At 64.5% G+C, this 11,950-nt stretch carries 12 protein-coding genes and 1 pseudogene; 7 read left to right on the top strand and 6 right to left on the bottom strand.

What is annotated here, in order from left to right:
- Positions 1 to 59 precede the first annotated feature (59 nt).
- Together AC1DQK_RS16110 and AC1DQK_RS16105 are read left to right on the top strand one after the other, a co-directional pair.
- Positions 60 to 1,691, top strand: coding sequence for an AMP-binding protein (locus tag AC1DQK_RS16110; protein WP_477872325.1), 1,632 nt, complete (start codon positions 60 to 62; stop codon positions 1,689 to 1,691).
- 92 nt (positions 1,692 to 1,783) lie between these two features.
- Positions 1,784 to 2,542 (top strand): SDR family NAD(P)-dependent oxidoreductase, encoded by a 759-nt coding sequence (locus AC1DQK_RS16105; protein ID WP_477872323.1) that lies wholly within the window; start codon positions 1,784 to 1,786, stop codon positions 2,540 to 2,542.
- A 226-nt stretch (positions 2,543 to 2,768) separates the two neighbouring features.
- Here AC1DQK_RS16105 and AC1DQK_RS16100 read toward each other — a convergent pair whose 3' ends face one another.
- Positions 2,769 to 3,497 carry an SDR family NAD(P)-dependent oxidoreductase gene (locus tag AC1DQK_RS16100; protein ID WP_477872322.1) on the bottom strand — a complete coding sequence of 243 codons (729 nt, stop codon included), beginning with the start codon at positions 3,495 to 3,497 and terminating at the stop codon, positions 2,769 to 2,771.
- A complete protein-coding gene (locus tag AC1DQK_RS16095; protein WP_477872320.1) occupies positions 3,494 to 4,507 on the bottom strand; it encodes an NADP-dependent oxidoreductase in 1,014 nt (337 codons plus the stop codon). Before AC1DQK_RS16095 ends, AC1DQK_RS16100 begins: the two co-directional genes overlap by 4 nt.
- A 121-nt stretch (positions 4,508 to 4,628) precedes the next feature.
- Between AC1DQK_RS16095 and AC1DQK_RS16090 the strand changes: the two are divergent.
- Positions 4,629 to 6,758: pseudogene (locus AC1DQK_RS16090) on the top strand (TonB-dependent receptor); the annotation flags it as partial.
- Positions 6,759 to 6,840: 82 nt separating this feature from the next.
- Positions 6,841 to 7,605 (top strand): SDR family NAD(P)-dependent oxidoreductase, encoded by a 765-nt coding sequence (locus AC1DQK_RS16085; protein WP_477872318.1) that lies wholly within the window; start codon positions 6,841 to 6,843, stop codon positions 7,603 to 7,605.
- Positions 7,606 to 7,614: 9 nt separating this feature from the next.
- On the opposite strand, the gene AC1DQK_RS16080 is transcribed toward AC1DQK_RS16085, so the two are convergent.
- Genes AC1DQK_RS16080 through AC1DQK_RS16070 form a run of 3 tightly spaced genes read right to left on the bottom strand, consistent with a single transcriptional unit; the run spans position 7,615 to position 10,132 of the window.
- A complete protein-coding gene (locus AC1DQK_RS16080; protein ID WP_477872316.1) occupies positions 7,615 to 8,625 on the bottom strand; it encodes an NADP-dependent oxidoreductase in 1,011 nt (336 codons plus the stop codon).
- 41 nt (positions 8,626 to 8,666) lie between these two features.
- On the bottom strand, positions 8,667 to 9,095 hold the full coding sequence (locus AC1DQK_RS16075) for a nuclear transport factor 2 family protein (protein WP_477872314.1): 429 nt from the start codon (positions 9,093 to 9,095) through the stop codon (positions 8,667 to 8,669).
- A 29-nt stretch (positions 9,096 to 9,124) separates the two neighbouring features.
- Entirely contained in the window at positions 9,125 to 10,132 is a 1,008-nt protein-coding gene (locus AC1DQK_RS16070; protein ID WP_477872312.1) for an NADP-dependent oxidoreductase, read from the bottom strand.
- A 120-nt stretch (positions 10,133 to 10,252) separates the two neighbouring features.
- On the opposite strand from AC1DQK_RS16070, the gene AC1DQK_RS16065 reads away from it, so the two are divergent.
- Positions 10,253 to 10,654, top strand: a complete 402-nt coding sequence (locus AC1DQK_RS16065; protein ID WP_477872310.1) for a nuclear transport factor 2 family protein — start codon at positions 10,253 to 10,255, stop codon at positions 10,652 to 10,654.
- 18 nt (positions 10,655 to 10,672) lie between these two features.
- On the opposite strand, the gene AC1DQK_RS16060 is transcribed toward AC1DQK_RS16065, so the two are convergent.
- Complete coding sequence (locus AC1DQK_RS16060) at positions 10,673 to 11,131, bottom strand: MgtC/SapB family protein (RefSeq protein ID WP_477872308.1); 459 nt, start codon at positions 11,129 to 11,131, stop codon at positions 10,673 to 10,675.
- A 124-nt stretch (positions 11,132 to 11,255) separates the two neighbouring features.
- On the opposite strand from AC1DQK_RS16060, the gene AC1DQK_RS16055 reads away from it, so the two are divergent.
- Positions 11,256 to 11,387 carry a hypothetical protein gene (locus AC1DQK_RS16055; RefSeq protein ID WP_477872306.1) on the top strand — a complete coding sequence of 44 codons (132 nt, stop codon included), beginning with the start codon at positions 11,256 to 11,258 and terminating at the stop codon, positions 11,385 to 11,387.
- A gap of 64 nt (positions 11,388 to 11,451) precedes the next feature.
- A complete protein-coding gene (locus AC1DQK_RS16050; RefSeq protein WP_477872304.1) occupies positions 11,452 to 11,766 on the top strand; it encodes a DUF1905 domain-containing protein in 315 nt (104 codons plus the stop codon).
- The last annotated feature ends 184 nt before the right edge of the window (positions 11,767 to 11,950 follow it).

The following is an 11,950-nucleotide window of genomic DNA, read 5'->3' as shown; positions in this document are numbered from 1 at the left end:
ATCGCCAGCTTGCCTTTTGGCCAGTTGGCAGGGCGGGCCAGACGGAGCAGCCAGACGCCATGGAAGAGAGGAACACCCCACCCTGGGCCTGGCTGAGCATCCCGGCGCCACATCAAGCCGCCTATGCCGGCACCGCATTGTGGGATGAACGCACGATCGCTGAGCAGGCTTTCGCACTGGCCGACGAGGACCCCGATTTCGTCGCCATCATCGATGGCGAGGCGCAGCTTAGCCGTGCCGAACTGATCACGGATGCCGAAGCATTGGCGGCCGGGCTGTATCGTCGGGGCCTGCGGAGCGGCGATGTCGTCGCCTTCCAGATCCCCAACTGGCGAGAGGCCGCGGTCATCAATCTGGCAGCGGCGATGTCCAACCTGATCGTCAACCCGATCGTGCCGATCTACCGCGATCACGAAGTCACATCGATGCTCGGCGACTGCCGCGCACGGGCGTTCTTCGTTGCCGACCGTTTTCGCGGTTTCGACTTCGCGGCGATGGCGCAACGTGTACAGGCGGACCTGCCCGATCTGGCGCATATGTTCACCGTGCGCGGCGAAGGGGCGGACGATTATGCCGCGCTGCTGGCCGAAGGACAGGGGGTGGCGTTCGCGCGGCCACGGGTCGATCCGCTTGGCGTCAAGCTGATCCTCTACACGTCGGGCACGACAGGACGACCCAAAGGCGTGCTGCACAGCCATGTGACGCTGGGTCGCATCTTGCGGACCAGCGCCGCGCATTGGGGGCTGGCGCCTGGCGCCGGAACGCTGATGCCATCGCCTGTCACCCATGTTTCGGGCTATGCCAATGGGCTGGAGGCGCCCCTCATGTGCGGGACGCGCGCCGTCCTGATGGAAAGCTGGAATGCGGGCGAGGCGGTCACGCTGATCGACCGGCACCAGCTGGTCGGGACGGTTGCGGCAACGCCGTTCCTGGTCGAGCTCGCCGCCGCTGCGCGGGACAGCGGCAATCGCCTGCCGTCGTTCCGCTTCTTCGCATGCGGCGGCGCGGCCGTGCCCGACGACCTTATTCCTGCTGCCAACACCGCCTTCGCCAATGCTCGCGCCTTTCGGGTCTACGGTGCCTCGGAAGTTCCGCTCGTCAGCTTCGGCTGGCCGCAGGACGAGGTGCTGGCCGCGACCACCGATGGCGAGATCGTCGACTATCAGTTGCGCATCGTCGACCATGACGAGCATGACTTGCCCGACGGCGAGGAGGGCGAAATCCTCGCGCGCGGGCCTGGCATGTTCATGGGCTATGCCGATGCCGAACAGACGGCGGAGGCGATCACGCCCAACGGCTTCTTCCGCACCGGGGACCTGGGCGTCCGCAGCCCCGAAGGCGCGATCACCATCACCGGGCGCAAGAAGGATCTGATCATCCGCGGCGGCGAGAACATCTCGGCCAGGGAGATCGAACAGGTGCTGCACCGGCATGGCGATGTGGGCGAAGCCTGTGTCGTCGCCATGCCCCATGCCCGGCTGGGGGAAGGCGTCTGCGCCTTCGTCATCCTTCGGCAGGGCGCCGCAGCGGACGGTCCTGCGCTCGCGGCGCATGTCGCGGCGAGCGGCCTGGCCAGGCAGAAAATTCCCGAACGCTTCGAGTTCGTGGAGGACTTTCCGCGCACCGCCTCGGGCAAAGTCCGCAAGGATCAGCTGCGCGCCGAGATAAAGGAGCGGCTTGCCGGCTGCTGAGTCCAGCCCGGCCCTGATCAAAAGGCGAGTGGTGCAGGCAGGGGCCGCCAGCGACAACCGACGCCACCGAAAAAATGGACGAGAGGTGCATCGTGGATCTGGGACTCAAGGGCAAGAAGGTCATCCTGACCGGCGGCAGCCGCGGCATCGGGCGCGCAGCGGTGGAAATCTTCGCGGAAGAAGGGTGCGATATCGCGTTCTTCTCGCGCAATCCCGAAGGGGTGGCGCAGACCGTCGAGTCCCTATCGCGCCATGGCGGCAAGATCATCGGCGAAGCGCTCGATATGGCCGATCATGAAGCCTATACCACCTGGCTGAAATCGGCGGCGGACCGGCTGGGCGGCTGCGACATCTTCGTGCCGGGCGCCAGCGCGTCCGGCTCGGGCGCGACCGGCGACTGGGATATGTGCTTCAATGCCGACGTCAAGGGTACGGTGATCGGCTGCGAGACGCTCGAGCCCTATCTCGAAAAGTCGGGCTCCGGCTCGATCGTCATCATGTCCAGCACCGCGGCGTTTGAGAATTTCATAGTCCCGCAGGCTTTCAACGCGCTGAAGGCGGCGTTGCTCACCTATTCCTCGCAGCTCGGCCAGGCGCTTGGTCCGAAGGGCATCCGCGTCAATGCGGTGTCGCCTGGTCCGATCGCCTTTCCCGGCGGCAACTGGGAAGCGATCAAGGCGGCGGCGCCCGAACTCTACCAGGCCACCGAGGCAGGCTTTGCCCTCGGCCGCTGGGGGGGGCCGGACGAGGTGGCGAGGACCATCGTGTTTCTCGCGAGCCCCGCCGCATCCTACACGACCGGCACCAATGTCGTGATCGACGGCGGCTATACCAAGCGGGTCCAGTTCTGACGATCGGCGGCGCGGTCCCGACCCGGGCAACGTATTGCCTGTTTCGTTAAGCTAACCCGCTCATCCAGAGTAGAGGCTGAGCCTGGCGAAGCATGTCCTGAGCGCCTGCCTTGGCAGGCAGTCGAAGGGACCCGTATCGAAGGACGATCCTTCGATACGCCATTTCAACGAGCTCAATGGCTACTCTGGATGAGCGGTATCTTGTTCAGCTTAAATGAAACAGGCTCTATTGCCGCGTCATCGCGCCGCCATCGACGAAGAAGCCCTGCCCCGTCATGAACCGCGCGTCGTCGGATGCAAGGAAGGCGATGACATCCGCGATGTCGTCAGCCTGTCCGAGCCGGCCGAGCGGCGCCTTGTTCTCCCAATATGTCCTGAACTCCGGCATCTGGCTGAAAGCCGGCGCCGTCATGGGGGTATCGATGGCGCCGGGCTGCAGGCAGTTGGCAGTGATCCCAAACGGGCCCAGCTCGCATGCGACCGATCGGGTCATTCCCAGCACGGCATGCTTCGATGCGCCATAGGCGACCAGCCCGGCGTCGCCGAACCGCGCCAGCGTTGAACCGATCGTGATGATGCGGCCATGGCGGGACCGTTTCAACGCCGGCACGGCATCCCTTATCAGGCGAAAAACCGCGGTGAGGTTGACCGCCAGAACGAGATCGAAATAGGCGTCGTCATGCCCTTCCAGCGGATGGAAGGCGCTGACGCCGGCACAAGGCACCAATATGTCCAGCCCGCCATGCCGCTCGATCGTCTCGGCGACCAGCCGTGCGTTGATGCCCGCTGCGGTCACGTCGGCATGGCAATCGACATCGCCCTTCAGATCCACCGAATAGACCCGCGCGCCAGCGGCGGCGAGGCGCTTTGCCGTGGCTGCACCGATCCCCGAGGCCGCACCGGTCACCAGGGCTATGCGTCCATCGAGGCGGCGATCCGCGGGCGCAGGCATCATGCGACCTTCAATACCAGCTTGCCGGTATTGGCACCCGTGAACAGGCGCATGAAGGCGGAAAAGGCGTTCTCCAGCCCCTCCTGCACATCCTCGTCCATGCGGAGCTTGCCTTCGGCAATCCACTGCGCCATCTGCGCCCCGCCTTCGCCGAACCGGTCGACATAGGCCGCAATCAGGAAACCATGGATCGTGGCTTGCTTGACCAGAACCTGCCACAGATTGCGGATGCCGACCTTCTCGGGCGAATTATATTCACTGATCAGCCCGCACAGGACCACGCGGGCGCGGGGCGCGAGGTTCATCAGTTCGGCATCCATCACTAGGCCGCCAACATTCTCGAAGACGATGTCCGCGCCAGCGGGCGCCGCAGCGGCGATTTCGGCGGTCAGCTGGTCGACGGTCTTTCCCTTGTAATCGATCGCCGCATCGAAGCCGAACGCGTCGATCAGCCTCCGGCATTTCTCGCCGCCGCCGGCGATGCCGATTACCCGGCAGCCCATGATCTTGCCGATCTGGCCCACCGCCGATCCCACAGCTCCGGCCGCGCCCGAGATCAGCAGGGTTTCCCCCGCTTTCGGCCGGGCGGCGTCCAGCAGTCCGAAATAGGCGGTCAGCCCCACCGCGCCCATGGCGGACAGGAAGCTTGCCGGGCTCGGAGCGTGGGAGATGTCGATGCGGCTGGTGAACCCACCTGGGGCTACTACCGAATAGTCCTCCACGGCGTTGAGGCCCATCACCCAGTCGCCCGGCTGGAAGTCAGGGTTCGCCGAGGCATGGACGACGCCGACGGTGGTGGCCCGCACCGGATCGCCCAGCGCGATCGGCGGCATGTAGCTCGGCGCATCGTCCATCCAGCCGCGCTGCGCAGGATCCAGGGAAATATAGTGGTTGCGGACGACGAAGCTGCCCGCCGCAGGCTGCGGCACGGGCTCCTTGGCAAGCCGGAAATCCTCCGGCACGGGCATGCCATGCGGACGGCGGACCAATAGAAACCGTCGGTTCATCAGCATCTCACTCTCCCATCCAGCGCTTGTCTGCGATGTCGCCGAAACGAGTCACCTGTAACAAATCCCAGTAGGGCCTCCCGGGTCCAGCCGGTAGAAGCATCGGACAGATAACCGCCCAGAAGCGATGCAACCAAAGGTGAGGAAAATCATGCGATCCAAATTGGCGCACCCAGCTCTTCTCTCGGCACTCGTCACCACTTCACTGGCGAGCTACTCGGTACCTGCTTTCGCGCAGACCGCCGCCGAAACCCCTGCTGCGGCAGAGGCGACCGATGCGAACGAGATCATCGTTTCCGCCCGTCGCCGCTCCGAAACACTGCAGGAAACCCCCGTCGCGATTACCGCAATAAATGCGGCGATGATGGAGAACAAGGCATCGACCAACATCGGCGACCTGCAGGGGGCCGCGCCGAACCTGTTGATCACCCAGCAGAACTCCGGGGCGCAAGCCGCCAACCTTTCGATCCGCGGCCTCACCTATGCCGACATCGAAAAATCGCAGGAGCCGACTGTCGGCGTCGTGATCGACGGCGTGTTCATCGGCACCAATACCGGCCAGTTGCTCGACTTCTTCGATATCGAGCAGATCGAAGTGCTTCGCGGTCCCCAGGGAACGCTGTTCGGCCGTAACACCATCGGCGGCGTGATCAATATCCAGCGCACCCGGCCGACGATGACGGCAGGCGGCAAGTTCGAGGCGTCCTACGGCAAGTTCGGAACATGGGCGACGCGGGCGGTGGCCAATATCGGCGATGGCGAAACGATCGGCCTGAAGGGCTTCTTCTTCCATAATGAATCGGATGGCTATTACCGTAACGCGGTGACCGGCAAGCGCACCGGCGGCGCCAACAACGACAATTACGGCGCTTCGCTGCTGTTCAAGCCGCGCGAGAGCAGCTTCGACGCGCTGCTGACGCTCGAGAAGCAGAATCAGACGTTCGACGTGGTCAACAGCAACATCGCCCGGACCGGCGAAGTATTCTGTGGGTTCGAGCCGGCGGAACAGTGCAACCGCAACACCAGGGGCGATCTCTACACCGTGTTCAACAGCCCGGCCTCGAGCAAATACAGCGCGCCTGCCGGTACTCTGGAAATGAACCTCGATGCCGGTGCGGTCAAACTGACCTCCATCACCGGATATCGCAAATCCAGGGAGACACAGACGCAGGATTTCGATGCGTCGACCGCCGATCTTTATTATGTGTATCGGAAACAGCATTATCGGCAGTTCAGCCAGGAGCTGCGGGCTTCGGGCAAGGTCGGTTCGTCGTTCGACTATGTGGTCGGCGGCTTTTATTTCAACTCCCGCTACGACCTGACCCAGTGGACGCGCCTGTTCGGCTTCAACACGGCGATCGATCCCAGGGTCGCCAACCTCAACCCGCAGACCGTTATCGGCCACACCAAATCCTATGCGGTCTTCGGTGACTTCAACTGGGCCTTCGCGGATCGCTGGCGCCTGTCCTTCGGCGGTCGCTATACCCATGACAAGAAGGAGCTGACCAACAGCTTCGCCCAGACCGGGACCGTCGGTAACGGCAAGGGAAGCTTCAACAAGTTCACGCCGAAGGTCGGCGTCGACTTCCGCCCCAATGATGATGTCATGGTCTATGCCAGCTGGTCGCGCGGATATCGCTCAGGCGGTTTCAGCCCGCGTGCGGCGACGGCAATCACGGCCGGCACGCCCTACGCGCCCGAGACGGTCGACAGCTATGAAACCGGCGCAAAGCTGAACATGCTCGACCGCAAGCTGCAGTTCAATATTGCCGCCTTCGTGTCGAAATATAAGGACCTTCAGCAGAACACGACGATCCCCGGCGGACCGACCGGAAACCAGACCATCACGTCGAACGTCGGCTCTGCGACGATCAAGGGCATCGAGTTGGATGTCACGCTGAGTCCGGTCGAAGGGCTTCGCTTGACGGGGACGATGGGTTTCCTCGATACCAAGTTCAAGAACTTCATCGTAGGCAATATCGCGCCGGTGGGCGGGGCGATCGTCCCGTTCGACTATTCGGCCAACAATCCGATCTACAGCCCGAAATTCTCCGGCTCGGTGGGCGCGGAATATACGATGCCGACCTCGTTCGGCAAAGTCGTGACATCGGTCGGCCTGCGCCACATCAGCCCCTATGACCAGCAGATCTCGCTGGGCACGCTGAGCGGCAACCTCACCACCGGTCCGGTCATCGTCAACGGCAATGATCCGCGTGTTCGCACCGATACGCAGAACCTGCTCGACGCCAGCATCACCGCCAATTTCACGCTGGGCAATACCGATGCCTATCTGACGCTGTGGCGGAATGCCCGCGCCTCCGATCTTTGCAGGACATGCCATGAACCGTCTCGCAGGCAAGATTGCGCTCGTAACGGGCGGCGCCTCGGTCCCCGGTCTCGGCAGCGCGACCGCGCGCTGCTTCGCGCTGGAAGGGGCGACCGTCTATGTCACCGACCGCGATGGCGCCGGCGCGGAGGCGGTGACACAATCGATCCGCGACGCCGGCGGCAAGGCCCGCGCGCTCGCGCATGATGTGACCAGCGAAGCGGACTGGGATGCCGTCATGGCGGCGATCCAGGCGGAGGAGGGCCGCCTCGACGTACTGATCAACAATGCCGGCATAGCCGTGCTCGGCCCGCTGGAAGGCGTGACCACCAATGATTGGCGTCGCCAGCTCAACGTCAATCTGGACAGCGTATTTTTCGGCTGCCAACGGGCCGTTGCGGCGATGCGCGCGTCGGGTCGCGGCGGTTCCATCGTGAACATCTCGTCGGTCCTCGGCCTCATTGGCGTGCCGGGCTGCACGGCCTATGCGGCGGCGAAGGGCGGCGTCCGCCTGATGACCAAGACGATCGCGCTCGAATGCGCGACCGACGCGATCCGGGTGAACTCGGTCCATCCCGGCATGATCGCGACCAATATCCAGGGGGACGCTCTCGCGGACAATGCCGAGAATTACGACGCGACGATCGCGCTCATCCCGATGCGGCGCATGGGTGCGCCCGAGGACGTCGCCTACATGAACCTGTTCCTCGCCAGCGACGAATCCAACTATGTGACCGGCGCCGAGTTCGTGGTCGATGGCGGCATGGTCGTCGGATAAGGACCGCGCTCAGCCGGGCAGGCCCACGATCACCTTGCCGATGTGACGGCCAGCGAGCATCGCGCCATAAGCTTCCAGCGTGTTTTCAATGCCGACATATTCCGCAAAGCGCATTGCAAGCCGGCCCTCCTCCAGCCACTGCTGCAGCCTGGGCATGAACTCCGCACCGCGCTGGAGGAAATCGGGGATGAAGAAGCCCTCGATCCGCAAGCGCCGCATCAGCACCTGATCGAACCGCGCCGGGCCGGGAAGCGGCGCGTCATTGTCGTAGGCGGCGACCATGCCGCACACCGCAACACGGCCATAGAGCGCCATGTTGGGCAGGACGGCGTCGAGCAGCGGCCCGCCGACATTGTCGAAAAAGCCATGCACGCCGCCATCGATCCTGGCGAGTTCGCGCGCGACATCCTGGTTGCGGTAATCGATCGCGATCTCGGCCCCGATCTCGTCGCGAAGATAGCGACATTTCTCCGGTCCGCCGGCAATCCCGATCACGCGGGCGCCGAGGTTGCGGCCGATCTGACAGGCCAGGCTACCCGTCGCGCCGGCAGCGGCCGAGACCGCCAGCCATTCCCCCGGCCTGATCCGGGCCACTTCGGCCACCCCGACATAGGTCGTCCAGGCGTTCAGTCCCAACGCCCCGAAATGCTGGCGAGGATCGGCAACGCCGTCGTCCACCACCTCCAATCCGGCAGCGTCGGGCCGCACGGTCGAATATTCCGACCATTGGCCGAATCCCCGCACCAGCGCCCCCTCGGCGAAGCGGGGATCGCGGCTCTCCGACACCCGTCCGAGGCACAGCCCGACCATGCGGCTGCCGAGCGGCAAGGGCGGCTGGTATCCGTCGGTGCGCGGGCTCATCCACATCCGCGTTCCGGCGTCCATCGATAGCCACTGCGCCGCAACCCTTACCTCGCCCGCCACCAGCGGCGGCAGGATTTCGCTCCGCAGACTGAGCGCCGCGGCGAAATCCTGGCCCTGGGGATGACGATCGAGCTGCCAGAAGCGATTGCTAGCCATGGCGGGGCGCGACCGCCGGAACGGTGCCGGTCCGCACGGCTTCAAACCCCTTTGGGAGCGTGTTGGCGATGGATATTGCGGAACGACCGGCTGCTGAACAGCCAGCGGCCGTCGACCTTGACGCACGCATCTTCATATGTGCCGCGGTCGCGCATGGTGACGTCGCCCTGATCATAAACTTCCGACGTATAGCTGCGCATCGTCGCACGATCTCCGTCGACCTCGATGGCGCCAGGCCAGGCTTGAAACGTGATGCCGGGATAGGCCTTCATCGCCTCGGTCCACATCGCGACGATGGCGTCCCGGCCGCGCGTGACGCCGATCTCCGGGTAATCGGGCAGCGACCATTCAGCGTCTTCGGCCCAGGTGGCGGCCCAGGCGATGGGATCGCAGCGGGTTACCGCATCGGCATAGCTTTCCAGCAATTCGCGTATCGCGAGGCGGTCTTCGGCGGGGCCGGTAAAGGACATGGCAGACTCTCCCAAGGCTCGTTTTTCGATCAGATCAGGACCAGGGTCTTGCCGATGGTCCTGCCCGACATCAGGTCGATGAACGCCTGCGGCAGCGTTTCGAATCCGGATCGGACATTGGCGAGCGGCTTCAGTCGGCCATCGGCGACCCAGCCGTCCAGTTCGCGCTGTGCCTCTTCCAGGACGTCAGGATAATCATAGGTGATGAAGCCCTCCATGCGGATGCGGTTGACCACCAGCTGCCACAGGGTCGTCACGCCATGGGGTCGATCGGCATCATTATACTGACCGATCATCCCGCACACCGCCACGCGGCCATGCAGCCGCATCAACGGCAGGATCGCTTCGAGCGTCTCCCCGCCGACATTGTCGAAATAGACGTCGACCCCTTCGGGCGCGGCACGCGCGATTTCCGAGGCGATATCGGGCGTGGCGCGATAATCGATCGCGGCATCGAAGCCGAGATCGCGGATGACCCGTGCCTTCTCCAGCGATCCGACGAGGCCCACGACCTTGCAGCCGCGCGCCTTCGCGATCTGGCCCACCGTCGACCCGGTCGCGCCGGCGGCCGCGCTGACCACCACCGTCTCGCCAGGCTTCGCCTGCCCCACCGCGAACAGGCCGACCCAGGCCGTCAGCCCGACCGGGCCGAGCGCGCCCATATAATGATGCAGCTCCGCACCGGGACGCGGATTGACCGCTTCCAGCCCCAGCGCATCGGCCCCGATCACATAATGATCCGACCAGGTCGCGAAGGCTCGCAGCACGGTACCGACCGGCCAGGCCGGATTGTTCGACTGCACCACCTCGCCCAGCGACATGCCGTTGATCGGCGCGCCGAGCGCAACGGGTGGCAGGTAGCTCGGCCGATCGTCGAGAAAGCCGCGGATCGCCGGATCGACCGAGCCGACCCGCATCTTCACCAGCATTTCGCCGGGGCCGGGTTCGGGCATCGGCGCTTCGACCAAGGCGAAGTCATCCGCCACGGGGATGCCGACGGGCCGGCGGACGAGAATGATCTGACGAATGCCGTTCATGGCGAGGATCCTAGCCGCAAAGCCGCCGCCGCAAGGCTAGCCATATCGCTAGGTTCACGGCGCGGCGCATTGACGGAGAAATGACCATGAGGAAAATACGGCAGCGCGCAGGAGAAGAACATGGTCATGTCGGCCTCGGAGATGCTTCAACTCGTCGATGATCTCTACGCAGCCTCCGGCGCGGGGGACTGGGACAGGGCAGCGTCCCTGCTGACAGAGGACTTCTTCATCACCGAGGCGGACGGGTTGCCCATGGCTGGCGTCTACCGCGGCCGGAACGCCCTTCGCGATCTCTATTCAAAGGTCATGGGCATGATGGACGTCGCGGCACTGGACCGGGTGCAGACGACCGTCGGCGGCGACATCGTGGTGGCCGTCCTGGCGTTCAGGTTCGCCGATCCAGCGCTGGCGCCCGCCGAACTGTGCGAACTGTTCCGCTTTCGGGACGGGAAATGCTGCGAGATAAAGCCTTATTATTTCGATCCGGAAACCATCATCGCGGCCTGCCGAGCGAAAAAATAGTCCGGCTCCTGCCCAGCTTCAGGGTTTTGCGTCCGCCTTCTCCTCTGCCCCACGCTCGCTCGGATCGGGTTTCAGCGGTCGCATGAACCACAACGTCGCCATGGTGAAGATCGCCAGCATCACCGCCACGTCGTAGCTGCCGAGCCCGGCCGCGACCCCTATTGCTCCGGTCACCCACAGGCTGGCGGCAGTCGCCGTGCCCTTGACGGAATTGCGCTGCTGCAGGATCGCGCCGCCGCCAAGGAAGCCGATGCCGCCGATCACCCCCTCGAGCACGCGCGCCATCGCACCGGCATCGTCGGCGGTCAGCACTTCGACTGCCTGGACGAATCCGCAGCTGGCTACCGCCACCAGCGGGAAGGTGCGGACGCCGGCGCTGCGCTCTTCCTTCTCGCGGTTCCAGCCGATCGGCAGCGCCAGAAGATAGGCGATGCTGAGCGCCAGCAAATGGGGGAGGAGATCGAAATGGTCTGTCATCCGCGCACCTGGCAAGACGCGCCCGTCCACACAGACGCACCGGTCAACGCATTATCGGGGACATCGCTCCGACGCTGCGCGCCCTTCTCCGGCACATCGCGTTGAAGGCAGCGAGGAGACTGACATGGCGAATTTACCCGAGCCACCCGAAGATCCCGTGGAACCCGATCCTGCGCCTGACGACGCGATAACCGTCGACCCGATTGTCGAGGAGATCGAGGAGAGCGGCGAGCCGTCCGGCGGCAACTTCGCCTGATCGCCTCGATTCGCCGACCAAGGACGGCATTGACGCGCGGCGCGGCGCGGCACAGTGCTGCAGCATGGCCGACGGCGACAGCTTCACGATCACGAGCGAGGTCTGGTTGTGGAAGCCGACATCGCTGCCATCCGGCGCGGGCTGGCATTTCCTGACGATCGATGGCCAGACCGCCGCCGAGATCCGCTTCGCCGCGCTCGGGAGGACCGGCGGCTTCGGCTCGATCAAGGTCGAGGCGCGGATCGGCGGCACGTCCTGGAAGACGTCGATCTTCCCCCAGCGCGACAGCGGCGGCTTCATCCTGCCGATCAAGGCCGATGTCCGGAAGCGCGAAGCGCTCGGCGCGGGTGACGTGGCGACCGTGGAGATCAGGGTCTAGACTCAATCCCGTTCAGATTGAACCGGATCGAGTCTAGGCTGTATCGACATTCAGAGGATTCCCAAGTGGTGGGATGTCTGATTCATGGGTTTCCGCGATTGCGGAGGCATCATGGGGATCAAGCGATACGAGTTAAGCGAGGCGCAGTGGCGTCGGATCGAGCCGATGCTTCCGGGCGGGCAAG

The sequence above is a fragment of the Rhizorhabdus sp. P4_G5 genome, assembly GCF_056401065.1.
The sequence above is the reverse complement of the archived record's forward strand: the minus strand, read 5'-3'. Positions and strand labels throughout refer to the sequence as shown.